The sequence below is a fragment of the Xenorhabdus poinarii G6 genome (assembly GCF_000968175.1).
GTDB classification, from domain to species: Bacteria; Pseudomonadota; Gammaproteobacteria; order Enterobacterales; family Enterobacteriaceae; genus Xenorhabdus; species Xenorhabdus poinarii.
Window position 1 is genome coordinate 3,131,008 of record NZ_FO704551.1, and the last position, 24,513, is coordinate 3,155,520.

General features: G+C 48.9%; 21 protein-coding genes and 1 pseudogene. 7 read left to right on the forward strand and 15 right to left on the reverse strand.

The window, feature by feature from the left end; genetic code table 11:
• Positions 1-177: 177 nt before the first annotated feature.
• The 5 genes from gorA to XPG1_RS14485 form a co-directional block, all read right to left on the reverse strand.
• The gene (gene gorA, locus XPG1_RS14460) at positions 178-1,530 is read right to left on the reverse strand and encodes a glutathione-disulfide reductase (protein WP_045959692.1); all 1,353 of its coding nucleotides are present in this window, start codon (positions 1,528-1,530) and stop codon (positions 178-180) included.
• 206 nt (positions 1,531-1,736) lie between these two features.
• A complete protein-coding gene (locus XPG1_RS14465; RefSeq protein WP_045959693.1) occupies positions 1,737-2,579 on the reverse strand; it encodes a 23S rRNA (adenine(2030)-N(6))-methyltransferase RlmJ in 843 nt (280 codons plus the stop codon).
• A 316-nt stretch (positions 2,580-2,895) separates the two neighbouring features.
• The gene (locus tag XPG1_RS14470; RefSeq protein ID WP_231853027.1) at positions 2,896-3,432 is read right to left on the reverse strand and encodes a hypothetical protein; all 537 of its coding nucleotides are present in this window, start codon (positions 3,430-3,432) and stop codon (positions 2,896-2,898) included.
• 1,023 nt (positions 3,433-4,455) lie between these two features.
• Complete coding sequence (locus tag XPG1_RS14480; RefSeq protein WP_045959698.1) at positions 4,456-5,475, reverse strand: IS110 family RNA-guided transposase; 1,020 nt, start codon at positions 5,473-5,475, stop codon at positions 4,456-4,458.
• Between the two features lie 239 nt (positions 5,476-5,714).
• Complete coding sequence (locus tag XPG1_RS14485) at positions 5,715-5,930, reverse strand: DUF4291 family protein (RefSeq protein ID WP_045959699.1); 216 nt, start codon at positions 5,928-5,930, stop codon at positions 5,715-5,717.
• A 260-nt stretch (positions 5,931-6,190) separates the two neighbouring features.
• On the opposite strand from XPG1_RS14485, the gene XPG1_RS18105 reads away from it, so the two are divergent.
• A protein-coding gene (locus tag XPG1_RS18105; RefSeq protein WP_157879552.1) for an IS5 family transposase occupies positions 6,191-7,032 on the forward strand; the annotation gives its coding sequence in 2 pieces (ribosomal slippage) (positions 6,191-6,533 and positions 6,533-7,032; 843 coding nt in all).
• A 597-nt stretch (positions 7,033-7,629) separates the two neighbouring features.
• Here the strand turns inward: XPG1_RS18105 and XPG1_RS14505 are convergent.
• The 3 genes from XPG1_RS14505 to XPG1_RS14515 all read right to left on the reverse strand — a co-directional run bounded on the left by XPG1_RS14505 (position 7,630) and on the right by XPG1_RS14515 (position 8,870).
• A complete protein-coding gene (locus tag XPG1_RS14505) occupies positions 7,630-8,085 on the reverse strand; it encodes a hypothetical protein (RefSeq protein WP_045959700.1) in 456 nt (151 codons plus the stop codon).
• 28 nt (positions 8,086-8,113) lie between these two features.
• Positions 8,114-8,365, reverse strand: coding sequence for a hypothetical protein (locus tag XPG1_RS14510; protein WP_157879508.1), 252 nt, complete (start codon positions 8,363-8,365; stop codon positions 8,114-8,116).
• A gap of 211 nt (positions 8,366-8,576) precedes the next feature.
• Complete coding sequence (locus XPG1_RS14515) at positions 8,577-8,870, reverse strand: hypothetical protein (RefSeq protein WP_045959705.1); 294 nt, start codon at positions 8,868-8,870, stop codon at positions 8,577-8,579.
• Between the two features lie 328 nt (positions 8,871-9,198).
• Here XPG1_RS14515 and XPG1_RS14520 point away from each other — a divergent pair, with 328 nt between their 5' ends.
• The 4 genes from XPG1_RS14520 (at position 9,199) to tnpC (ending at position 12,570) form a co-directional block, all read left to right on the forward strand.
• Complete coding sequence (locus XPG1_RS14520) at positions 9,199-10,227, forward strand: IS110 family RNA-guided transposase (RefSeq protein ID WP_045959707.1); 1,029 nt, start codon at positions 9,199-9,201, stop codon at positions 10,225-10,227.
• A gap of 87 nt (positions 10,228-10,314) precedes the next feature.
• Complete coding sequence (tnpA, locus tag XPG1_RS14525) at positions 10,315-10,644, forward strand: IS66 family insertion sequence element accessory protein TnpA (protein ID WP_231853008.1); 330 nt, start codon at positions 10,315-10,317, stop codon at positions 10,642-10,644.
• Complete coding sequence (gene tnpB, locus XPG1_RS14530; RefSeq protein WP_012986901.1) at positions 10,641-10,994, forward strand: IS66 family insertion sequence element accessory protein TnpB; 354 nt, start codon at positions 10,641-10,643, stop codon at positions 10,992-10,994. The genes tnpA and tnpB overlap by 4 nt, the downstream gene beginning before the upstream one ends.
• 70 nt (positions 10,995-11,064) lie before the next feature.
• A complete protein-coding gene (gene tnpC, locus XPG1_RS14535; protein ID WP_045957449.1) occupies positions 11,065-12,570 on the forward strand; it encodes an IS66 family transposase in 1,506 nt (501 codons plus the stop codon).
• Positions 12,571-12,694: 124 nt separating this feature from the next.
• Here tnpC and XPG1_RS14540 read toward each other — a convergent pair whose 3' ends face one another.
• From XPG1_RS14540 to XPG1_RS14560, 5 genes and pseudogenes are all read right to left on the reverse strand, one after another.
• The gene (locus XPG1_RS14540) at positions 12,695-13,141 is read right to left on the reverse strand and encodes a hypothetical protein (RefSeq protein WP_045959708.1); all 447 of its coding nucleotides are present in this window, start codon (positions 13,139-13,141) and stop codon (positions 12,695-12,697) included.
• A 431-nt stretch (positions 13,142-13,572) separates the two neighbouring features.
• A pseudogene (locus tag XPG1_RS19335) lies at positions 13,573-13,746 on the reverse strand (RHS repeat-associated core domain-containing protein); the annotation flags it as partial.
• An 841-nt stretch (positions 13,747-14,587) separates the two neighbouring features.
• Positions 14,588-15,550 (reverse strand): site-specific tyrosine recombinase XerC, encoded by a 963-nt coding sequence (gene xerC / locus XPG1_RS14555; RefSeq protein WP_045957446.1) that lies wholly within the window; start codon positions 15,548-15,550, stop codon positions 14,588-14,590.
• A 100-nt stretch (positions 15,551-15,650) separates the two neighbouring features.
• Positions 15,651-15,782, reverse strand: coding sequence for a hypothetical protein (locus XPG1_RS19095; protein ID WP_269450575.1), 132 nt, complete (start codon positions 15,780-15,782; stop codon positions 15,651-15,653).
• A gap of 10 nt (positions 15,783-15,792) precedes the next feature.
• Positions 15,793-18,459 (reverse strand): CHC2 zinc finger domain-containing protein, encoded by a 2,667-nt coding sequence (locus XPG1_RS14560; protein ID WP_045957445.1) that lies wholly within the window; start codon positions 18,457-18,459, stop codon positions 15,793-15,795.
• 121 nt (positions 18,460-18,580) lie between these two features.
• On the opposite strand from XPG1_RS14560, the gene XPG1_RS14565 reads away from it, so the two are divergent.
• Together XPG1_RS14565 and XPG1_RS14570 are read left to right on the forward strand one after the other, a co-directional pair.
• The gene (locus tag XPG1_RS14565; RefSeq protein ID WP_045957444.1) at positions 18,581-18,985 is read left to right on the forward strand and encodes a helix-turn-helix domain-containing protein; all 405 of its coding nucleotides are present in this window, start codon (positions 18,581-18,583) and stop codon (positions 18,983-18,985) included.
• Between the two features lie 73 nt (positions 18,986-19,058).
• A complete protein-coding gene (locus XPG1_RS14570) occupies positions 19,059-19,379 on the forward strand; it encodes a SymE family type I addiction module toxin (RefSeq protein ID WP_045959712.1) in 321 nt (106 codons plus the stop codon).
• 98 nt (positions 19,380-19,477) lie between these two features.
• On the opposite strand, the gene XPG1_RS14575 is transcribed toward XPG1_RS14570, so the two are convergent.
• Both XPG1_RS14575 and XPG1_RS14580 read right to left on the reverse strand, forming a co-directional pair.
• On the reverse strand, positions 19,478-19,867 hold the full coding sequence (locus XPG1_RS14575) for an Imm50 family immunity protein (protein WP_041977864.1): 390 nt from the start codon (positions 19,865-19,867) through the stop codon (positions 19,478-19,480).
• A gap of 2 nt (positions 19,868-19,869) precedes the next feature.
• A complete protein-coding gene (locus XPG1_RS14580; protein WP_231853028.1) occupies positions 19,870-24,504 on the reverse strand; it encodes an HNH/endonuclease VII fold putative polymorphic toxin in 4,635 nt (1,544 codons plus the stop codon).
• Between the last annotated feature and the right edge of the window lie 9 nt (positions 24,505-24,513).

Consider the following 24,513-nt stretch of genomic DNA (forward strand, 5'->3'; position numbering starts at 1 on the left):
TTCGCCATAATATACAAGTCAAAGTGTTATCGCTTTGGGATAGGCGGAAGTTAACGACTTTATGACAACCATTAAAATAAAGAAACAAAAATACGGGCTATACACGCAACGTATATCGCCCGTATCACATCGTTTTCCAAAATTAATCGTGCAGGGTCTGTTGTTACACTTTCCCTATCACCTCATGGTCACAAACTCTTCCGCCGCAGTTGGATGGATAGCCACTGTATTATCAAAGTCCTTCTTTGTTGCCCCCATTTTCAGTGCAACGGAAAAACCTTGCAGCATTTCATCCATACCAAAACCGATACCGTGGATACCAACAATCTTTTCCTCTTTACCCACACAAACCAATTTCATACGGCATGGCTGACGTTTTTGCGTCACGGCAGTATACATTGCCGTAAATGACGAGGTATAAACCTTAACCTGATCTTCACCATACTGTGCCTTCGCCTCTGGCTCCGTCAAACCGACAACACCGATTGGCGGGTGGCTGAATACCACTGTTGGCACATTGCTGTAATCCAAATGTTCTTCAGGTTTGTTATTAAACAAACGTTCTGACAGACGACGCCCTGCCGCAACCGCGACTGGTGTCAATTCCACGGCACCCGTATTATCACCCACCGCATAAATACCATTAACATTCGTATTCTGATACTTATCAACTTGGATATAGCCTTTGTCATCCAGCTCAACCCCCGTTACCGCCAGATTCAGCTTGTCCGTCATCGGTTCACGCCCAATCGCCCAGATTAACACGTCAACCGTCTGTTCCCGGCCATCTTGCAATTTAATCGTCAGGCTGCCATCACTATTTTTAATCACAGCCTGTAATATTGCTTCCGTATGTAATACCGGTCCTTCATTTTTGATGATTTCCAGCAGCGTTTCCACAATCATAGGATCAAAAGAACGCAAAGGCGCATGTTGACGGACAAACAGATGAGTCTCACTCCCCAATGCATTCAAAACACCAGCAATCTCAACCGCAATATAGCCAGCCCCCACGACAGCGACACGCTGCGGCATCTCATTCAGCTCGAAGAAACCATCTGAATCAATGCCATATTCCGCACCGGGAATCTCTGGACGAGCCGGACGCCCCCCTGTTGCAATCAGAATATGCTCAGCCGTGATCCTTTCGCCATTAACTTCAACCGTATGCGCATCGACAAAACGAGCAAACCCTCGAATGACATCCACCTGATTATTTCCCAATACGCGTTCATACGATTGATGGATGCGATCAATATAGGCCGTACGACTGGCGATCAGTTTTTTCCAGTCAAAACGATTGACGGTCGTATCAAAACCATAGTCGGGGCCATATTGATGAATAGATTCAGCCAATTGCGCAGCGTGCCACATGACTTTTTTCGGGACACAACCCACATTAACGCATGTTCCACCTAATGCCTTTGCTTCAATCAGGGCACATTTTTGCCCATACATTGCTGCACGGTTAATAGAGGCAATGCCGCCACTGCCAGCACCAATGGCAATATAATCGTAATGTTTACTCATCTTAGGTCACTTCCGTCTAATCAATTAAGTTACTGCTAACGTTCAAACTGACGTCTATTATTACAAAAAGTTATCACTAACCGTGGACGATTCCAGCTCTCATTATTATAGGCTATAGCTATTGAGTGACATCACGACATCACACACTCAAAGATCATCGTTTGAATAGCAATGCATTTCATGGCAACGTCGGCGATTCCCGTATCTTACTCAGGGACAACCCATTTGACTGATACATGTCCGGTACCTTCTGGAACCAGTACTTGATGCAGCCACGGTAATACCGCCTTCATTTGCTGCGCTAATTTCCAGGGAGGATTAATAACGATCATACCTGAGGCCGTCATACCACGTTGATCGCTGTCAGGACGCACGCCAAGTTCGATTTGTAAGATGTTGCGAATACCTGTTGCTTCCAGATCTTTCACTAAGCGTTTAATCTGTTGACGCAGAACGACGGGATACCACAACGCATAAGTGCCTGTCGCAAAGCGCTTATATCCTTCCTGAATACCTTTAACGACATTTTGATAATCCGATTTCAATTCATAAGACGGGTCAATCAACACAAATCCACGACGGCTTCTTGGTGGTAATTTTGATTTCAGTTGCTGAAAACCATCTTCCCGCAGAACACGGGCGCGCTTGTCGCGGGAGAATTCCGTACGCAACAAAGGATAATCACTGGAATGTAATTCACTCAGATTAAGCTCATCATGCTCCCGCAATAAGCGACGGGCAATCAGCGGAGAACCTGGATAATAACGTAGAGAACCGTGGGGATTCAGCGCTTTCACAACCTCAATGTAAGCTGACAATGCTTCCGGGATATCATCACGTTGCCAAATACGGGCGATACCTTCCTGATACTCCCCCGTACGCTCGGCATGTGCCCCACTCAATTGATAACGACCCGCACCAGAGTGGGTATCCAGATACAAGAAAGGTTTTTCTTTGACTTTAAATGATTCAATAATCAGACTTTGCACTACGTGTTTTAACACATCAGCATGGTTGCCGGCATGAAAGCTGTGACGATAACTTAACATTAATTTATTTCCTGTTGATTTTTAACTTCTTTTTATACGTTATAAGGTGGAAAATGCACTTCATCACCCCACAATCCATTGCATGAGTACGAAAACATGATAAAGCATAGTAACAAAGTCAATGCCGTTATAGCATCTTAAAAAGAGTCAATGTCAGTGAAGGTGTGAGGAAACAGACTAACCCACAGAAGCAAAATGAGGTCGATACCTTACCGTTCATCGATAGGATTTGATAAAACGGGCGATTTTATAGAACACTTTTCGAATCCCATGCAAACTATCGTGCTAATAAACCGATAAATGAAAAAAGAAAAAGTTATAACGCTTTTCTCCTCACTTGCTGCGCATTAGAAGGGGATATCTTGTAGTAAACTTTATCGTTTATAGATGGTTTATGCTCAATTTCTACCGAGAGAATAGCGTTATTCTTTGAAATCGCGTAATGGCTAAAATAATTTTCTTTATTTTCAGGTGGATAATAGAAGTTTGGTTTGATGAATTTTTTCTTATAAGATTCATGGGGAGGATGATACTCATCTGAATAAACAATTTTTTTGTCTTTGACAAAAATAATTTTATAAAAAAGACTGGCTTTTTCATTAAATTTTGCCCCGATAATATCCTCGATATCCTTGGGTTTCATGCCTTTATCAAGAATAAACATTTTATCCCAGTCAAAAGGCGTGATTTCGTTCATGTCAATCAAACAAGTGGTATTCTTCTGACAATACTTATCCGCATAATCCACAATCCCCAATTGTTTGTTATTAAACGATAAAAATAAAATGACAATCCCAAAGATTAAACCAAACATAATCATATTGTTTTTGTTAACGACATGGAAAAACATCATTCCCCCTTCATAATCAAATCGGATATGAGAAAACGGCTATTGGAATTTCAATCATGAAAATCAATTAATTAATGCTAAATTTATCACTTCATCTTGATGACTTATGCCTATGTCATGATATTAATAAACACAATCAGAAAAAAAGCCGCCCTGCTCTTCAACAGAGCCCTGATATTTTCTGGGGTTTACAATATGCCACGAAGGTATATCTTGAATTGTGGAGACAAAACCACATCACTCATTACTTACAAGCGATTGATAAAAATGCCGTTTGATATTGCAAGAGCGGTTTACAAGATAAAAATTGACACTTATTCTCTGTTTTTCAGCCCCAAGTGTGCTATGAACAGAGATTCTGGGTAGCGAAAAAGTATAATAAGTGTACTAACCTTTTTTTTGATTTCAAATAGAAAAATATGGTCAAGAAATAATAAATAAAGAAAATAGTTGCTAACGTGATTTAGTGATAGTTCGTAATGACTTCATGATCCCGTGCAGTTTGCTCATCACGATCCCGATTTTTCAGGCACTCTGGAACTGCCCGAAAGCCGGAATAAAAGTCAATGGACTGATATCGCTGCCGCCCTCTGATTAATTATCATTATGCCTCTCAGAACGGCCTAACTCTCACTGATTGGGACAGATATTGAGTGCCCTGTTTCCATGGCTGACAGAGAATGCCGGTGTATTGTGTATTGATTACTCTGCCAGTTGAACAAATGAATTCAACCAGAGAATAACTTCATGATTATCTGTATGAACGCCTCCCCGTTTGCAAGGCTTCCGTTGTTCTGACATTGACGAGTAGTTGCAGCTCTGTATCCGGCCTTATTGCAGCCAGAGCTGCGGGCCACTATGAGATTCGCTGACTCACGCCTTATTCTCCTGGCGGGCTTTATGCCCGATAAATCATTCAGGTTTAGTGAGTCCCGGTCTTACCGTCTTTGTCATCACTCTGGCTGCCATAGCAACTTTTCAGCATTTACCCTTTTATAAAGAGTTAATATTTATCAGTATCAACGATTAATAGGGTCTGATACTGACATGATTTTTGTCGTATTGACGGGCATGAGCCGCTATTGCCCATACTGTTCGCGCCAGTTTATTTGCCATCGCCACGATAGCGACACTGGTCGGACGCCGTTTTTTCAGTTCCGTTATCCATGGACCGGGTTCTTTAGCCAGTAAGGCGGCAGCCCTAGCCCCATGGATAAACAGGGTCCGCAGATAGGTGTCGCCGCGTTTGCTTATTCCCAACAAACGGACTTTCCCGCCTGAACCTGTCTGTTTTGGCACCAGACCGATATAGGCTGCAAACTCACGCCCAGATTTAAACACGGATGCTTCCCCCATAGTGGCAACCGCCGCCGTAGCGATTAATGGCCCCACACCGGGGATTTCCATCAGTCGCCTACAGGTTTCACTCTGTTTCGCCACACTGATAAGCTGTTTTTCAAGACCCTCTATCAGGGAGTCCAATTCGCTCAGCCTGTTGTATTGGTCTTCCAGTACTGTGATGAGATAAGGCGGCAGCTTCGTTTTCATTCGCTCCAAAGCTGCCGGTAGTTCCCTGTCCATCGCTGCCCGGCCTTTGTGGATAGTTTCACTAAATTCCAGCAGCGTCCCGTGTAGGGCATTAATCTGCGCAGTTCGGAACTTCACCCGTTGTCTACGTGAACGGTGCAGGACCAGTATTGACTGCTGTTCTTCCGTTTTGACGGCGATTGCTTTACCGAGTTGCTGTACCGCCATCCAAATAGCACGGGCATCCATCACGTCATTTTTATTGCCCATGACGAATGCTTTGACGAAGCGACCCTGCATCAATTTGACTTTATGCCCCTGCTTTTCGAGTTCGCGTGCCCAGTGCTGAGCGCCTCCACAGGCTTCCATACCAATCAAGCAGGGCTCTCTGTTACTGAAAAACGTCAGAAAATCCTGACTACGCAACTGCTTATCAACCACTTCACCTGTGTGTTCATTAATGAAGTGAATCTGGATCAGATGTTTTGCAATATCAACACCAACCGGTATATATTTCATGTTGTGGAGTCTCCAGTCTGAGGGAGCTTTATGCATCCCGTATTGGGCACTATGATGCCGGGAATCTGTGAGGCTCCACACCTGCATGTATTTTTCCTTCATCCATCAATGTGCTCCCTATTTTATGAATGGGGGAGCATTCATCTCATTCTCTTTTTTATTATTTTCCGTAAATAGGCAGTCACCAATACAAAAGAGGTTGGGGAGAGGATAGAAAGATGTCCGATATTTCTTGACCGCTACACCAAATAAATTCTTTCTTTCGGCAAAAAAGCATAAGCCATGTCCAATTTATTCATTTTCACCAATTCATGAATATAATGTGCTCTACTCGTCATATCCTCTATATTTATAATCCATTGATTTACATGATTTTCCACCTTTTTATTACGCAGGCCAATCTGTACAGTTGTGTGTAAAATGCGCATATTGAGCTGTTTTTTATATGTGAACATCGTCACTCTATTTCCTCACTTTATTGTCATTGATGCTGGTGTCCGAGGATATCGATTATGGTAGAAAGCAGAAAGATCGCGGGGACCTTTCCGGCTTTATCTCATGGCTTATTGAATTGACTACCTTGGGCTAAATTCAAAATAATTACCCATAAAAACAATAACGTTAGATAAACTGAAGCCTAAAAGTCCTAGGCCGTGTCCCTTAATGTAAATTGGTAGTATTATCATCTAAACGGTTTTCAATATAGGAAAAGATGATGGCACGCTACGACATTCCTGATGACGCATGGATATTGATAGAATCTTGTTTGCCCCTGGTTCATTCAGAACGGGCAGGACGTCCCTATGTTGAACACCGTCGTGTGATGAATGGGATGTTCTGGGTATTGTGCTCTGGAGCACCGTGGCGCGACTTACCGGAACGCTATGGGCCTTGGAAAACGGTCTATAACCGATTTAATCGTTGGTCAAAATCGGGCATTATCAACAAGATATTTAATCGGTTACTGTCCGTTCTGGATGAAAAAGGTTTGATTGACTGGACTGAAATTTGCCTAGATGGCAGCCATATTCGCGCCAGTAAAGAGGCCGCCGGCGCGAAAAAAAACAGCCCGATATCGCTGACGATCATGCGCTGGGTCGCTCACGCGGTGGTTATGGCACCAAAATCCACCTGGCAACAGACCGAAAGGGTTTTCCCCTCAACCTAATATTGACCGCAGGGCAAGCCCATGAAAGTCAATCCGCCATTCCGTTGCTCGATGGCATTGGCGTCCAACGCAAAAATGGTTTCATGAAACGACGTGGCAAAGCCGTGCTGGCCGATAAAGGTTATTCGGGCGGAAAACTGCGCGGTTATCTGCGTAAATTGAGGGTCAAGAGCATTATTCCGTATAAAATCAATGAAAAAGGCAGTACTGATGGCCGCACAAAATTTGATAAACAGGCTTATCGTGACCGGAATGTGGTCGAACGCTGTTTCGGTTTTCTGAAAGGGAATCGGCGTATCGCAACCCGTTACGAAAAAACCGCCCGGAACTATTTATCGATGGTGAAATTAGGCTGTATTCGACTCTTTTACAAGCGGTTATATAATTAAGGGACACAACCTAGAACCTCAATAAACCATGACAAATGTTCACCTATTTCTGGAATATCTTTTTCTTTTATTGATAAAAAACAGATTGCTAGGCGCGCCATTAAAAGTGGTTTATCTTTAAAATTTCTAATTCCATCATTGCTATCAACATAATTCCACCAAAATGATAAAGCAGCCTCTCTATCATCATCGGCTTTACTATCCTTTAAGTATTTGTAATTTGAATAGGATCATTCTCACAACCCTCAAATGTTATATTTAACATATCCGTTACTTTTAGCAAAAAATTCAAATATAACTGAATACAAGACTTACGATTTCCGGGCCATTTAATCAAATCAATATTCACAGTCATTCAAATTTCACTCCAAAATTTTCAGCACATAACTACAGTTTGCACACGCAGGTTTAGGCGATTTATATGCTACTTCTGAAATACCTATATTTAAGGACTTAAATGTGGCATTTGTTAGATTTTCAAGACCAATATTTAACGCTTGATCAAGATAGGATATTTCAGTACATCTACCATGTTCAGTGAGCAGAAAACAAGCCACTCTTAACAGAATAAATCTGGCAGACCATAGGATCTACCGACTATTTTATATGTAACTTTTTTAAGTATTGCATAGCGGCTCTATACGCCCCTATTGAGCTAGGATTCAAGTCTTCCATCCACTCAAAAAATCTTTTTGCGTGTTCACTCATAGCAATTAAAAATTCTTCCTTTTCAATAGAAGTCTTAACTTCTGAATAGCAATTTACACTAACGAGTACTCTATTTCCCTTTGATGGGGTGAATTTAACTTCTATCGGTTGATCTGGAAAATAACACTTAAACTCTCGATTATCATATAATGCCGATAATCCCTCTGCCAAATAACACCAAAAATCATCAATATAATCATACATTGACTTATCAATCAGGCTAATACCATTTATAGTTAACTCTAAGGCACCATCAATGCAATCAGCATTTTTAAACCTCCCATTATATTGAAAAACATCAATATATTCATCTTTTATTTTAATATATGTGTTTATGCTTATCATAGTTTACCTGGATAAAATTAGCTTCTTCTTACATTTTTAAAACCAACTCCATAATCTTAGCTTTTATATTGAACAGTAATTTATAATTTACCGACACTTCCTTAACTATTACGGTATCTCTATTTTTCTTCATCACATTCCCGATAGCATCGGTAATATCATTTATTGACATTATAGGAAAAAAACTCTGCTTGTCCTTTATTGAACCATCCCAATAATCAGGGTTATGCCATTCAAGAAAAGAAAGCCGCTTTTTCGGCATGATCTGAGAAGTGGCCACAATCCAGGCGACTCAAACCCAAGACAATGGATTATACAGAATTAGTTCCCCCCACAAACCCTATGGGTCGGGCTAAATGTACCGAGCCATCTACGGATTATAGTAACAAAAACAGTTATAATACAACCCACTCTCACCGTTCTCATATTAACTACAGAAAGAATAAGTTCGGAAGATCACAGGAATCTTTTCGGCTATAAAATCTAATCCATTATAATTTTTGCATTGCTAGTTGAATTTTCTCTTCTAATTCAAATAAATTACTTGCTGAGTCTAGATAAACAGGATTTTCCCAGTTAAATTCTTTAATTAATACCAACTTAAACTTCCCATCAATTTCGAATGAAGGTTTCCAGCCTATATCTAAAAGATACCCATTAGGAAATTCTACCTGCAACATATCTTCTTTTAATTCATCAAGTTGATTCTTAAGTGGGATATCATCACTAATAGAAAAATCATTGAAAATGATCACTCCACTTTTTTCTAAAAAATCAATATTCATTATCTTGTAAACTTCCTAAATTCGTTCAGAGAGATTGGATATCTGTGATATAGTACCACAGCTATATTCAACTCTGATCCATTGACTTGGTGTACCTTCATTAGCCTCGATAATTTCCCCTATACCTTGAACTTTTCAATGCTTACCATTCGTAACTGGTTGGCCCGTTTTATAAACATAACGTTCTAACTCTTCAATATTAATCTCTGTAAGATAAGATTGCGTCTGGCGTTAACTGTAGTGATGTGATGGACGTCCCCCTCTTCAGTTGTAAACAGTGTCATCGTTAACTTGATACTGAATACATTGCATTTCGGGAGTATTTCTCATGAACATAATCAAAGTGGTGGGTATTGATCTCGCTAAAAATGTTTTCCAGGTCTGTGTCTGGTTAACGGATAACTCTATCGCCTGGAACAAAAAAGTCTCACGGCAAAAATTGCTGGATACACTCCGGGCGTTTCCGCCCAATACCCTTATTGCGATGGAGGCTTGCCAGGGAGCTCATTATTGGGGAAGAACGCTCCAGGCTATGGGCTATGCCGTCCGGCTTATTCCGACTCAGTATGTCAAGGCACTCTGTAAAAATCAGAAAAACGATGCCAATGATGCGCTGGCTATCTGTGAAACCTCCTGCCGTCCCGGGATTCATTTTGTTCCGGTCAAAACGGTTGAGCAGCAGGATATCAAAGCCCTGCGCAGTGCCCGGCAACTCGTGGTAGAACAGCGTACCACCCTGGTTAATCAAATCCGGGCATTGCTTGTCGAACAGGGGATCGTTATCCCAGCAGGCATTCAGCAACTCCGGCACGCCCTGCCTGATATTCTGGAAGAGGGAAACAATGCCTTATCCTTTGTTCTGCGCCGCCTTCTCCATTCGTTGCAGGAAGATATGCAGCGATTTGATGTCCGTATTTACGACATGGATAAAGAAATTCAGGCCGTTTCAAGCCAGCAATCGGGTTATGCCCATTTACTGACCATTCCCGGTGTGGGGCCACTGATTGCCGCCGCTTTTGTCAGTGAAGTCAATGCAGAACAATTCCAAAATGGTCGTCAGCTTTCAGCCTGGTGTGGGCTGGTTCCACGCCAATACAGTTCTGGGGGAAAAAACCGTCTGTCTGGTATGACCAAACAGGGCAACCGTCACTTGCGAACGTTAATCATTCACGGTGCCCGTGCGGTGATGCGCTGTTGTCAAAAACGTGAGGATGTTCTGGGCGGATGGTTAAGAAAATTAATTGCCCGATGTGGCTTCATGAAGGCAACGGTCGCCTTGGCCAACAAACTGGTGCGTATTATCTGGCGAATTTTAAAGGATGATGTTGATTTTATGATGAAGAAAGCCGTGAATTAACCGTAAGCGTACGGGGAACCCCACCTAGCCAGGATAAATCCATTGATTAAACTAGTTTCACCTATTATGATGATGGAAAAAACTCACATGAGCCAATCCAGGTTTACTCAAGCCGAGTGGCGGGACCTGTTTGAACAGCAGAAAAAATCCGAACTGACTGTCCCGCAGTTTTGCCAAAAAATCGGTGTGTCGACAACCCGGTTCTATCACCACCGCCAACGCACCTCCCATCCACCAGACAAGCCGTCTGGGCTGGCTTCACCGTCTGCTTTTATTAAAGTCAGCACCGCTCAGAAAAAATCCGCCTCATCCAGCACACTCCCCATCTTATTTGAGACACCACATGGCACACTGCGTTTTCCTGCCGGCACGGATAAGCATGTTATCATTGCGATTATTCGGGGGCTCGCCGCATGAAAATGTTTGTGGATGTGCCGGAGGTGTATTTGTGCCGCTCATTTATCGACTTCCGAAAATCCATCAACGGGCTGGCGGTCTGGGTGGAGCTGGAAATGCAACTGTCTCCGACGCAAACCGCGTTATTCCTCTTTTGCAACAAGAAGCGGGATAAACTCAAAATCCTCTACTGGGATAAAACCGGGTTTGCGCTCTGGTACAAACGGCTGGAGAACGCGAAATTCAAATGGCCCACCGCCGTCAACAGCGCCTCCCTGACCCTGACAGAGCAGCAACTGCACGGGTTGTTATCGGGTTATGATGTCATCGGGCACCAGCCCTTCTCCGTACAGGATTGCCATGTCGCCTGATCCCTTGATGATCATCAAACCAACGGGCATTAATTACGCTTTTTCGCCGGGGATGGCATAAAATGTCCCCATGAAAATTGATATTGATGCCCTGCCCAATGACCCCGCTGAACTGAAACGGCTGCTGATTAAGCAGTCGCAGCGGCTGGCCTTTTTGGAAGAGCAGTTCCGTTTAGCCCAACAAAAACGGTTTGGGGCTTCCTCGGAAGCGTTCCCCGGCCAGGGGGAGTTGTTTAACGAAGCGGAAGAAATTGCGCTGCCGGCTGAAACGGCCGCCGCACAGGAAACCCTCACACTTCCCCGCCGTAAGCCGACACGCAACCCCCTGCCCAAAGATTTACCGCGCGAAACCGTGTTCCATGATATCGCCGAGGAAGAAAAACAGTGTGCGTGCTGTGGCGGCAGGTTGCATCAGATGGGGGCAGATCGCAGTGAAAAACTGTTGTTCATTCCCGCTCAAATCAGGGTGGTTGAGCATGTCCGCCCCAAATACGCCTGCCGTGAATGTGAAAAATCCGGCATTCAGACGCCTGTCAAACAAGCCTCCCTGCCAGCGATGCCCATCAGGAAAGGTATGGCGACCAGCAGCCTGCTCAGCCAGCTTATCACCAGTAAATATCAGTATGGGTTACCGCTGTACCGTCAGGAAAGTGTGTTCAAACAGTATGGCATTGACCTCAGCCGCCAGACCCAGAGTGACTGGATATTAAAATCCGCGCAGTTGTTTACGCCGTTGGTGGCCAGGTTCAGGGAAATGCTGTTGCAACAACCGGTTCTCCATGCGGATGAAACCCCGGTGAAGGGGGTGACGTCTGAAAAAACGACCCATTACATGTGGGTCTATTGTGTGGGCACTGATACCCCCGAACCGGCGGCGCTCACACCGAATATTGTGCTGTATGACCACCAGGCCAGCCGTTCAGGCACCTGCGCTGCTGACTATCTCGCCGGTTTCCAAGGTTATCTGCAGGTGGATGGCTATCAAGGCTATGAGCAGACCGGTGCCCGGCTGGTCGGTTGCATGGCCCATGCCCGTCGTAAATTTATGGAAGCGAAGCAGGCGCAGGGAAAAAACAAAACGGGCAAAGCCGATATCGCGCTGAGCCTGATCCAGTCACTGTACCGGGTCGAGCATCAGATCAAGGAGTTAAGCCCGGCAGAAAAATACCGGATCCGCCAGGAAAAAGCGCTTCCTATCTGGGATAAGTTATCGGCCTGGCTGGTTAAAACCCAATCCCAGGTGATCCCCAAAAGCAAGCTGGGTGAGGCCGTCACTTATCTGAGCAATCAATGGGCAAAACTGATCCGCTATCGTGAGGATGGCCGCTTGTCAATCGACAATAACCGGGCCGAAAGGGCGATCAAACCGTTTGTCATCGGGCGAAAGGCGTGGCTGTTCAGCCATACCTCGCGCGGTGCACAAGCCAGTGCGATCCTCTACAGCGTCATTGAAACGGCCAAAGCCAATGGATTGATCCCTTTCGATTATGTCATGACTTGCCTGGATGAGTTATGCCAACCCACCCCGGATCTGGAAAAACTACTGCCCTGGAAAAAAGTGATAAGCAAGGTGTAGTTTAGTTGACGCTTACAATTAAAAGGCCTAACTCCGATAGCATATCGAAATCAGGCCTTACACGCCGTTTAACTAAAATGTCCAACTTTCTGGGGTCAGTTCACTTTCCGGCTTTAATTACTATTTATAAATATCTATATTCATATTTAGATGCAATTATTTCTACATGACTGTCATTGCCATTAATTAAATAATGCTTTAAATCGAATCTATTTCTCGGATCATATAATGATCTTTTATTGTTCAATATATCTGAATTCATTACTTGATAAAAACCTGAGTCAGGGTGATATCCATTTCTTTCCCAAAAATCAATCCTATTTACTGTAAAATCCTGCCCCTCTATTGAATAGTTTTGATGATTAAGATCGAAGAAATTCATAGTAACGCACCTAAATTCAGCCACAATCAAAAAGTGAATTTCTATATTGCTATATGTATTAATTTTAAAGTTATTAATACGTTGTACATCAAGTCTAAGTTTAACTCCATCTGATTCTGTATAAACAGTTTCAAGGTCTGTAGTTGATATTTTAAACTCTATTTTTTCTGGCATTAACTGTATTGTCATATCATTTCCTAACTATTTTTGCAGCCAATTGTCTTAACAAGGCCAGAGCCATCTTTATTTTGTGTAACGTCTATAGACCTAGAAGGTGGCCTATCCAAAATATCCGCTACTAAATGTTTTGGAACATGTTCATAAGGAACATATATTGCACTTTGAGGGAATTTCCCAGATTCAACTATAGCGGCTAAACCACGATTATTAAGTGTTACAGGTTTACCTGTCGCAGGATCAATTGTATATGAAATAACAAAAGTGTCAGGACTAATTTTCCCAGTCTTTATGTCATTTGCTACATCTAAAATAGGTCTTCCAGTTATCAAAGGATCTGCCTGACTTCCAATACTACTAAAGTTTGGAGCTATTCTATTTTGACCGAAATGAAGATCTTTAGGGAAATCTGTGATGTCACCGTGAATAAATGGATCAAAGCTACTAAGTCCATAAGGATCGATGAAATTAGTGGGATTATCGACATACCCATACGGATTCACCCCGCCCAGCAACCCTATGGGGTCCGGCGAAATATACTGCCCCGTTTGCGGATTATAGTAACGAAAACGGTTATAATACAACCCGCTCTCTTCATCCTCATATTGCCCGCAGAAGGGGCATCATCCCCGATGCCATCATACCCGTAAGACGATGCCAGCCCGTGCAGGGCAAGGCTTTCAGAATAGCAGGTTACGCCGATTTAGCCCGGCCATTTTTTTGACCCCGACGTGCACTTTTGGATTGTTTTTCATCGGCAACGGGCGAACGGGGGCCGGCTGGCCGGACGCCGGGCGACCGTTCTGCGGGTGCGGGCGGCATAGAGCCTGCAAGCGGCGCCCCTGCGACGCTCTGGTGCGCGACAGCTTAAGAAGGGGCACGACTTTGCATGACCGCGTCAGGTCAGGGAAGCCCCCTGCGGGGGCTGCACGGGGCGGCGATGGCGAGCACGGCAACGAGCAACGCAGCGCAGCGCAGTGCGAGCCGCGCGCAGCCAGTCGCCGCGGGGTCGGGGCGGGGGGAGGTAAAAGCGGAGGCCGTCAGGCCGACCGGCCTTCAGGGGTGTTGGCCTGACGTGGCAAGGCCGCTAAAGAAGAACACGGGTTTTTGGCCGGGATTGACGGAGCCGGTCAGAGCAGAAGGCGCAGCCTTGTGCGGCGGCACCCTGACGAGGCCAGCCAGCGGGGGCGCCAGACATAATGTGTATTATACGCTGCGAACCGCGCTTCGGAGAGGGGGATCAACGACGTGGCCACCCGGTGAGTGGCGTATAATTCCCGCACATTATGTTGAATAGGCTTTGGGCGGCCACGCCAGACTGAACGGGGACACCACAGCTCAGGCCGCGCATTGCCTATTCACCCCCGCTATCACCGGGGCTGCCGGGCAGGCCGGCCACGGTCTGCCCCCGCACCGCACCCGGCGAACTCAACGGGGATTATCGGGCTGTCCGGTGCGTCAGGGTTTCGGTTCGGTGTCTGGCTCGGCCGGATGCTCACGCTCGGCCGGATGGGTCTGCTGATGCACTGCTTTTAAATGACCAATCGCCACCCGGGTATATATCTGGGTCGATTCCAGACTGGCATGGCCTAATATCGCCTGGATATGCCGGGTATCCGCGCCGTTCTCCAGCATCTGCGTGGCCATGCCATGCCGGAACAGATGGCAGCCGCCGGGTTTGTCGATGCCGGCGCGATGGAGCGCATTGCGTACTATCTGGGTCAGGCTGTTGTCGGTCAGACCCCTTCCGTGTTGTGACACAAACAGGTAATCTGGGTCTTTTCCCCACACCAGACGCGGACGGACATCGTTAAGATAGTGCTGTAACCAGTGCCGTGCTGACTCACCCAGCGGAACGACCCGGTCCTGACGGCCTTTGCCCTGCCGGACAAACAGCATGCCGCCCGCTAAATCCACCTCACTGAGCTGCAACCGCGCGAGTTCTGAACGCCGGATACCACTGCTCCACAGCGTTTCCAGTATCGCCCGGTCCCGGACACTGAGCGGATTGTCACTGCCGGTCATGGCCAGCACCTGCCGGGTTTCCTGCTCGCTCAGCAGTCCCCACGGCAACCGGCGCTCCCGCCGGGGCAGCTCCAGCTCCCGCGCCGGGTTATACCGCAGGTGCTGTCGCTTCACCAGCCAGCGGAACAGGTGGCGCACGCTGGTCAGTTTTTTGATGACCGTGCTGGCCGTTATCGGGCGGCCATGCCGGTTTTTCTGGGCCACCATGTATTGCTGCCAGCTTTCCAGCTGCGGGAAGCTGACTTGCTGCGCCGTCGTGATACCCCGTTCGTCACACCACTGGACAAATTCCCGCAGGTAACTGCGGTAGTGTGCCCGGGTTTCCCGTGTGTAGCGCAGCGCGTCGAGGTGGTCAAGGAAGTGCTGGATGTGTTGCCTGAGTGTCAGTGATGCCATGGTAAACCTCCTGTCTGTGTGAGTAAGAAAAGGTCAAAGGTCAGTGACGATGTGTTACGATGTGATTCAGTCAGTCCCTCTGGAACTGTGTTTTTTGCGGTTACCCGACCGCTTTGCCGTCATGCCTTGCTGTCTCTGCCCTGGCGATGATTTCACGCACCCGACCGCCTGCCGACTGCACCCCGACTGAGGGGCGACCGCTTAGCCTTTGACCCCGACCGGAACACGTCATACTTTCCCGTTCACGGCACAATGAGGCCGCACAAGTGCGCCGTGTCACCGTCTTCGCCGTCAAACAGCAGTTCATAGGCGAACGTCAGCCCGCGCCGGTGCAACAGCAGGTATTCCATTTCGACCAGCCGCGACAGGTGTACTTTCAGTTGCGTATCACCCCACTGCACCGCATCCCGCAGTTGTTTGCGGGTAAAAATCATCTCATGGCGGGGCTGGCCGCTGTCCCTGACCCACGCCTGTATCAGCCTCAGGAGCTTGCGCGTCTGCGGCGGCATCTCGTCGAGCGTCCGGCCTAAGATTTCGTGGGCGAGCTGGTTCGCCAGCCGGATATCGTCTTTCGTGACTTCGATATATTCAAGCCGCCTGCCGCGATGCCCGGCGGTCTTGATTTCCCGCTGGTACTGGTGCAACAGGGCGATGCTCTGAATCAGCGTCAGGTATTTCATGTGGTCACGGCGGGTGCGGGTTTTGTCGGACATAAAGGTCAGTTGCGCTGCGTAAGGGTTGACCACATTGAGCGGCCTTAACAGCCGCTGGGCGTTCTGGTGCAACGTGGTGAGATAGTCCCGCTCGTTCTCGGCCAGTAAGCCCTCAAGGGTTTGCTTCTGGCGCTGCGCCGCATGGATAGCTTCGGTCTGTTCGCGGGATTCATTCACCGTCAGCACCAGACAGCGATTCAATAACTCTTCATCCACATCAATGGCGGTCGTGGTCAGCATCAGCATCACCGGGCCTTTCACGGTGTAGCTTTTGGTGACGAGGTTCCCGGTCGCTTCATCCTTGCCAGTGCTCGCCATGGTCAGCTCACCATCACTTTGCAACAGCTTCAACGCATAGGCCGCCTGCCGTACCCCTTCTTCTTCGGCGATAGCCAGTATCTTGTGCTGGAGATTGGTTTCACCCAGATAAAACAGGCTCTGGCCGGTCATGGCGCTGTATTGCACCCGCTCTTCTTCCGGTATCAGGTTCAGCACCGCCTCCATTAATGACGATTTCCCGGCGGCGCTGCTGCTCTGTATCAGGACAGCTAAGGGTTTGGGCAGTTTGCGGCTCACCGCCGCCAGATAGCCCGCCAACAGGTTGGTTGATTCGCCGACAACCCCACAGGCGCTCAGGTCAGCGGTGATACGGCGGATAAGTTCGGGGTCTTTCAGCAAGGCTTCGGCGGCGTGTTGTTCATCAGCACTCAGGGCGTTAGCGGCCTGCGCCGTGTCCGCATCTGCCCATGCCCGTTGTTCCAGCACCAGTAACACCCGCCCCAGCTCACGCTTAATCAGCGTTTCCGGCAAGGCCAGTTCGGTACTGGCCTGACGCACGAAGGCCGACCGGGCACGGGCGCTCAGGATATCGAGGCTGTCCACGAACAGCGCCCCGCTGGGTTTGTCGGTTAACTGCACATTCACTTTCATCACCGTGGCACCGGCTTTCTGTTGCGCCCCGCGTATCCGCCATTCCTGCCCGTCCTGCCGGACAACGATATCCCCGTTGTCGGCAAGCTGCGTCACCACACCCGGCTCAGGCACCAAAGCCGCCGCCGGGACTGACACCGTGGCGGCGGCATTTTGGTTTGCCCGCGGCGTTTTGGTGGGTTCACCGAGCCACTGTGCCGCATCCAGTAACTGGCCGAAGGCGTTTTCCGGGTTCGCCACCTCGCAGCTAAACCGGTTGGCATCACAGCCTTCGGGGAATACGACCCGCCAGACAGCCAGCCCGGCCAGTTGCAGCTCGGCCGCCAGTCGCGCCGCCGCTTCATTGCCGGCTTTGTCATTGTCATAGGCAATATGCACCTGCCGGATGTCATGCTGCCGGAAGGCCGCCCGGTGCGCATCGGTAAACCCGTGTACCCCGTACGCGCAGGTTACATGGCGATACCCCGCACACCAGAACGACATCGCATCAATCAGCGATTCGCATAAGATAACCGAGGCCGAACCGGCCAGCCCGGCTTCATTCCAGACCCCGCCATGCGCGCCCGGCAGATACAGATGCAGCGGTGTACCTGCCCGCAGGCGGTCCGTGATTTTGCGGCCATACATTTCCTGTACCTCGCCCTTCAGGCCGATCACCGGAATGACCAGCGAACCGCTGAAGTGTTCATGGCCGCTCTCACGCAACACCCCGACCGCCTGAAGCCGGGCACGGATCCCGGCGCCGGCCTTCCGTTTTTTCTCCGGCAAGCGGTAACCGAGGGTGCGATTGGCAAAGCCGAGTTTAAAATGGCTGACCAGTTCGGGATGATCAAGACGGCGTTTTTTCAGGTACTGATGGGCTTCCGGCGCATTGAGCAAAGTCTGGTGATAAAACTCAACCACCCGTAACAGCAGTGCCTGTTGTCCGACCGTCTCCCGGATCAGTTCCGAGGCATCAAGGAGCGGTTCAACGGCCGGATTGCTGCCGAGCATCGCCCGCAGACGCTCCACGGCATGGCGCAGGCTTAAGCCTTCGGTTTTCATCACCCAGTCCAGCACCGAACCGCCGGCATCGCAGCCAAAGCAGTGATAAAGGTTCTTCGCCGGCGTGATCACCATCGACGGGGTTTTCTCCTGATGGAACGGGCACAGCACGATCATGTCTTTACCGCGCTTAACCAGCGGCCGCCCTTGTTGCTCAATCACCGCCACTAACGAGACGGCGGCTTTCAGGTGCTGTAATTCTGCTTCGGGTATCCGTGCCATGCTTTGTACTCCTAAATCCTGTCAAGATTTAAATTGACTCCTAATTGGATTCATTTATAATCCTTTAAAGAGCAATGTGCAAGTCCTATTTCAGACAACCCCTTACACTAACGGAGTCACTATGCAAACAGAGTTTTTGATTATGCAAAATGCTGTACTTCGTAAAGAGTTTGGAGTACGTCTCAAGGGACTACGTAAACAGAAGGGCTGGCCTCAGAAAGAACTGGCGGCTAAGGTAGAAGTCCGTTTTCAGCAACTGAATAAATACGAAAGCGGACTTAATATACCGCCTGCTGAGATGATGGTTAAACTGGCTGATGTACTGGGCGTAACGGTAGATTATCTGTTAACAGGGAACCCTGTTGAAGATTCACCGTTGGCTAGCTCTCGATTATTTCGACGCTTTCAGGTTCTGGAACAACTAGAGCCGGAAGATCAGGAAACGGTTATCAAGATCATTGATGCCATGATCGCCAAGCAGCGCATGGAATCTGCATTGCTGCCGGTTGATGAACCGGAGGGATAAAAATAACGCGGCGCTGATGTGTTGAGACCACAACAACGCCGCTCACCACAACCAACTGACTAGGAGTTGAATAATGGCTAAGGCGCATTCTAAGCAAAACCGTGCTCAAAATAAAGCAGCTAAAACAGAACGTTATTACACCGTGGGATACGTGCCGCAAAATGGCAGGCCGAACCCCAGACCCGCGATAAATTTAACGGGAAGATGGCTTAAAACCGCCGGCTTTGAGATTGGCGGCTCGCTCACGGTAAAAATTATGGCGGGCTGTTTGGTATTGATCCCCGCGAGTTCCGAGACCAACAGCCTCAAACAGCAATACCAGCGTCAGCGGGCGCAACTCAGTGAGATTAAGCTGCGGATGCGGGAGTTGATTGGGGACGATAAAAGCCGCTAAGGGCAGGGACTGAGCGGCTCTTAAAAAAGAGAAAGCCGGAAGATCACGGGGATCTTTCCGGCTTTTGCTATTCATGGGGCTAAAAATAATTCAAATATCTAATCCCATCTTTCGTCTATATATGGAGTAATACCATCGATTGTCAAAAAATCCGCATTACACAATAAATAGAAATCCTTATTAATTATTTCAATAGAAGAATCATGATGGGTACTATTTATTTTAGGAGAGCAAATAAAACCTACTCTACTTCCTTTGCTTTCAAATGAATTTATATTAGACATACTTAAAACTAAATTCATCGCATTAAATCCGTTATTATCCCACTTCTTAGGATATGTGGCCGGGATTTTTTTACAAATAAAACAAAGCTGTAAAGAAGAATAATGATGAAAAATATAGCTAGTGAATTCGAGTTCACCTATATCAAACTCATTATTAAACATATGTCTTATTTGCTCATTTTTTATTGCATTACTAAACCACATAATTACTTCCCTACAGGAAAATTATAATGCCCATGAGTACCCGGAACACTTCCCGTATCTAATATTTGCCCTGATATTTTATCAACTGGCCTAACATTAAAATGGGGTTCTGCTCCATGTAAAGGCGTTGCCTTCGCGTGCCCTAAGCTGTGTTCTTGAATAACTATTACCGAACCTTGCTTATCTCTATAGTGATATTGTCGAGTTTGAACTGGAACACCGTTAGCATTACGGACAGAACCACCAAACCCATCTCCCAAATCTACTCTTGATATTTCAAAAGGTCGCTGGCTATTAGGGATGCCTGCATCTCTTTTAGCCTGCCTGAACGCATCATGGCGGCTTGGTCCTTCATAAGTCGTTTTCTTGTTCTTAAGCAGTTTGTCACAATCTGCACCCGCCAACCCGAACGGATCTACATATCCTGTGGGATTATGCACATACCCATACGGATTAAACCCGCCCAGCAGCCCGATCGGGTCTGACGAGATGTACTGCGCCGTGTCCGGGGAGTAATAACGATGAAAATTATAGAATAACCCGCTCTCTTCATCCTCATATTGGCCTAAAAACCTGAAAGGGCACCCCACATGATAATCCGGGTCATTCGAGGCAATCACCGGCGACTTTTCCGCTTTTCCCCACGTCGTCAGCCGCTGCGCCCAGACCAGCGTGCCGTTTTCGTTGAACATTTCGCGCACCGTGCCCTGATGGTCGCTGACCACATAATGCAGTTTGCCTTTTTCAAAGCGGGCTGACGGGGTTAATGCGCCGGGTTCGTACAGCCAGCGGACACGCTGATCTGCCACCGGTGTGCCATCGGCGTCAATCGGCACTTCTTCGATAAGCTGATCGCCGCTCCACAGGTAATCCTGCCCCATGATGGCATCGGCTCTCGGTGTTAAATCCGGTTTACCTGCCAACCAGCGTTGCAGGTTCGCCGCGGTCAGTTTTCCATCGTGCACCTTGAGCTTGCGGATCCGCCGGCCAAACGCATCGTAGAAATATTGCCAGCGTGAGCCATCCGGTGTCTCGACGTGAGTGAGCTGGTTTTGCGTATCCCAGCGGTAGCGCCAGATTTGCGGCCGAAAACCATCCCGCTGCTCGGTTTTTTCGACCAGCCGGCCGTTATCATCATAGCGATAGCGGCTATCGCCTTGTTGCACGACCCGTCCGGCTTGCTGACGTTGGGCAATATGATCCAGTGCGCCCCGTGCATCCACCGGCAGATGTTGGTTTAGATTGCCGTTGGCATCATAGCTAAATTGCTCTTCATGCGGACGCGCCCCCGCGAACAGGCTATGCAGTATCTGGTCATTGGCATTGTAACGGTAACGGGTCTGTCCCCAGCGACTGTCATCAATCACCCGCACATTATGCGCCCGGTCGTATTGCCAGCTCCGGTTGACTGCGGTGCCCTGCGGCGGGAAGTGCGGATCCTGTTGAGCCTGCGTTTCCCGGAAAAAGGTGGTCGCCTGCCCGGCGGCCTGATGAGCCAGTAAGCCGGTCGCGGTGTAGCGGCTGGCAAGAATAAAGCCGTTGGCGCTTTCGCGCACCGTTTCCCGTCCCAGGACATCATGCTGTAACGTCAGCGGGGCATGCTGATTGAGCCGAAAATGGTTCAGGGCACCTGTGGCGTTATAACCAAAGTGCAGGGTGTGGCCATCCAGGTTTTCACTGACCGGATGCCCGCTCAGACTGTCCCATTCGCGCGTGATTGCCCGTCCGTTGATGCGCTCACAGGTGGGCAGCCCCGTGCTCTTGTCATATTCGTATTCCACAACGGCATCGGCATTTGTCGCTTTCACCAGCTGATGCCGCGGGTTGTATTCGTAACGGGTCGTGGCGGTGAGTGTCAGTTCACCCTCTGTCAGCTGCCAGCTTTCTTCGCGGATAAGCTGGCCGTGCGCATTATAATGCCAGCGCAGCTGCTGACCATCGGGGTATTGAGTCTGTGTCCGCCGCCCCAGCTTATCGTACTGATAGTCGAGGGTACGGCCGGTAAAATCGGTTTCCCGGATGATTTGCCCTGCCGCATCCCGCTCATAGCGGTAAGTTTCACCCGTGGAGGCCGTGACTGAATTCAGCCGGGTCAGCCGGTCATAGCCAAAATGCAGGGTGGTGCCATCCGGTCGGGTAACCTGATGGAGCAGGTCAAACGCGCCGTAGGTGTAACGAGTGGTACGGCCTTCGCCATCGGTGACGGCCACCACCCGCCGTTCACTGTCATAGGCCAGCTGCTGCGTGGTGCCATCCGGCAGCGCAACCGACGTCAGGCTGCCATTGAGGCTGGCGTGCTCGTCACTGTAACGGTACTGGGTTGACTGTTTAAGGGGGTCGGTAATTTGACGCAGGCGCCCCAGTTCATCCAGCTGCAACCCGGTCGTTTGCCCATCCGGGGTCATCACGGCGGCCAGCCGTTGTTTCTCGTCATAGGCGTAGTGCCACGCCCGGCCATCCGGTAGCAGGCGCTGGCGCAATTCCCCGTGGCTGCCGTATTGGTAGGCTTCTTCGTGACCCTGCGGATTGGTCAGCGTCGTCAGGTTACCCTGCTCATCATAGTGAAACTGCCAACGTTCGCCGGTCGGCAGGACACTGTCGATAAGCTGTCCATGCTCGTCATAACCGTAAGCAAAGGTGTCGCCGGTCGGCAATTTCACTGCGGTCAATGCACCGTCAGGGTTGTAATCGAAAGTGGTGATCCCGCCGGCCGGATCGGCTTCCCAGACGATTTGACTGTGACGCCACTGGCGGCGGGTAATGCGCCCCAGCGGATCCACTTCCCGGATCACCAGCCCGTTCGGATCGTAATGGTAGTGGCTTTCACCGCCTTCCCCGTCCAGATAAGTGGTGATGCGGGCATGGTCATCGTAGCGGAAGCGGTCATGCCAGTAACCACTGGGGGAGTCGGTGCTGATGACCCGCCCCCGTTCATCGTAGGTGAGGTAAACATCCGTCTGGTCAGTATCGTGCCAGCGGGTCATCCGTCCCTGAGCATCATATTCATGCCACAGGTGGTTATGCTGGAAAACGTCACATTCATGCAGGTAACCCTGTGGATCATAGTGGCAGGTCACCAGCCGCTGCTGTTTTTGCTGTTCCAGATAATCCACGCTCTGGAGTTGCTGCCCCTGATAGCCCAACACCAGCCGGAAGCCATCGGTACGGGTGACTTCAATCAGTTGCGACTGTTTATCGTAAATAAACCGGATCGCGTTCTGACGGCGATCGGTGATGGCAGACAGCCTGCGGAGATTGCCGACAGCATGACTGAAATGGTAGCTAAGCTGGGCGCGACGATCGGTCAGTTGTAATTCACCTTTCAGTTCGCCGGTCAGCAGGAAATGGGGAATATGCTGGTTACGGGCGAGTACCGTGTTATCCGGCGTATTAAAATCGTAAATGACGCCGTCGGCATCGGTGAAATTCACCTTACCGTCGCTCAACACTAACTGACGTGACCAGTCATCCGCCCATTTCGCGCCAAACAGACCGTTTAATTTGGCGGTGGAACGATAGGTTCGGGTCAGGGTGATGGGCAACAGGCCGGGAATGGCAATAACCGGCCAGACTTGCAGGAAGTCGCCGGTAGCCATATCGACCGGTTCACTTTCTATTTTACAGGTACCGGTACAGCTACCGTCTTTGTTATTTGACGGGGTGGCCTCATCCCTGGGCGCGTCTTTTTGGGGTTTGGCGGCCGGGGTCTCTTTGGGTTGAGCTTTGACTTTGCCGCCAGCGGGCGGTTTGGCTTTTTTAACCACCGTTTTCGCACCTTGTTTGGCCGCCCCTCCAAACACGCTTACCCAGCTAAGACCTTCAGAGATCAATTCCCCCCCTTGTTCCGCCTTATCCGTGATGTCAAACCGGATATCATCCACATGACTCAACTCGACAGCCTTGTCGACAACGTCCTTATCCCATTGTTCGGCGGCAGCCAGCGCCGTATCACCTGTCTGATCAAAGCCAATGGCTTTCAATACCGTACCGTTGCTGGACATTATCGCTGAAGGGATACCCGTCACCCCCCGGATGGCCAATTCACCGATATCCGGTACGGTATTCCACGCCCCTTTGGCGGCACCGAGGGCGGCCTTACCCGGATTATCCCAGGCCGCTGCCAGTTTCTCCTTAGCTTCTTCCCACCATTCGCCGGCCTGATCCAAAAATCCTTTTTCCTGCTCAGTTTCCGGGGTGACGGCCGCATTGGCCTCCTGCGGTGGATTCGTTCCCTGTGGTGCCTGACCGACGATTTTACCCAGCGTGTTGCCCTCCCCCGTCGGACTGTCATCCCGCGCTTTGGCCGGCAGAGCCGCATTGGGTTGAGGATGATCGTCTTCTTCCTCCTCTTCCCATTCTTGCTTTGGAAACTCCCCGCTTTTAAATTTTTCAACGGTATGTTGCGCGGTTTCCTTAAACTCCTGCGCAGTGAAATCCGCATCGAGCTGATTATAGTCAACGTCTAATTCCGGATCGGCGCCGTAATCACCGTAAAAGCGGGAACTTTGCCGGTATAACGTCTCCACATTGTTGAGCGCCTGCTCAGCCTCAGCCTGTGTGCGGATATTAAACTCTTTACAATACTTTTCGGCGCGAACATCGGCGCTATCCGGTGTGACGATCATGCTGTCTGACATCGGTGTCCC

Coding starts and splice junctions, on each gene's coding strand:
- gorA (WP_045959692.1), bottom strand. CDS start 1,530: ATGAGTAAACATTACGATTATATTGCCATTGGTGCTGGCAGTGGCGGC.
- XPG1_RS14465 (WP_045959693.1), bottom strand. CDS start 2,579: ATGTTAAGTTATCGTCACAGCTTTCATGCCGGCAACCATGCTGATGTG.
- XPG1_RS14470 (WP_231853027.1), bottom strand. CDS start 3,432: ATGATGTTTTTCCATGTCGTTAACAAAAACAATATGATTATGTTTGGT.
- XPG1_RS14480 (WP_045959698.1), bottom strand. CDS start 5,475: ATGAAATATATACCGGTTGGTGTTGATATTGCAAAACATCTGATCCAG.
- XPG1_RS14485 (WP_045959699.1), bottom strand. CDS start 5,930: ATGTTCACATATAAAAAACAGCTCAATATGCGCATTTTACACACAACT.
- XPG1_RS14505 (WP_045959700.1), bottom strand. CDS start 8,085: ATGATAAGCATAAACACATATATTAAAATAAAAGATGAATATATTGAT.
- XPG1_RS14515 (WP_045959705.1), bottom strand. CDS start 8,870: ATGAATATTGATTTTTTAGAAAAAAGTGGAGTGATCATTTTCAATGAT.
- XPG1_RS14520 (WP_045959707.1), top strand. CDS start 9,199: ATGAACATAATCAAAGTGGTGGGTATTGATCTCGCTAAAAATGTTTTC.
- tnpA (WP_231853008.1), top strand. CDS start 10,315: ATGAGCCAATCCAGGTTTACTCAAGCCGAGTGGCGGGACCTGTTTGAA.
- tnpB (WP_012986901.1), top strand. CDS start 10,641: ATGAAAATGTTTGTGGATGTGCCGGAGGTGTATTTGTGCCGCTCATTT.
- tnpC (WP_045957449.1), top strand. CDS start 11,065: ATGAAAATTGATATTGATGCCCTGCCCAATGACCCCGCTGAACTGAAA.
- XPG1_RS14540 (WP_045959708.1), bottom strand. CDS start 13,141: ATGACAATACAGTTAATGCCAGAAAAAATAGAGTTTAAAATATCAACT.
- xerC (WP_045957446.1), bottom strand. CDS start 15,550: ATGGCATCACTGACACTCAGGCAACACATCCAGCACTTCCTTGACCAC.
- XPG1_RS19095 (WP_269450575.1), bottom strand. CDS start 15,782: ATGACGTGTTCCGGTCGGGGTCAAAGGCTAAGCGGTCGCCCCTCAGTC.
- XPG1_RS14560 (WP_045957445.1), bottom strand. CDS start 18,459: ATGGCACGGATACCCGAAGCAGAATTACAGCACCTGAAAGCCGCCGTC.
- XPG1_RS14565 (WP_045957444.1), top strand. CDS start 18,581: ATGCAAACAGAGTTTTTGATTATGCAAAATGCTGTACTTCGTAAAGAG.
- XPG1_RS14570 (WP_045959712.1), top strand. CDS start 19,059: ATGGCTAAGGCGCATTCTAAGCAAAACCGTGCTCAAAATAAAGCAGCT.
- XPG1_RS14575 (WP_041977864.1), bottom strand. CDS start 19,867: ATGTGGTTTAGTAATGCAATAAAAAATGAGCAAATAAGACATATGTTT.
- XPG1_RS14580 (WP_231853028.1), bottom strand. CDS start 24,504: ATGTCAGACAGCATGATCGTCACACCGGATAGCGCCGATGTTCGCGCC.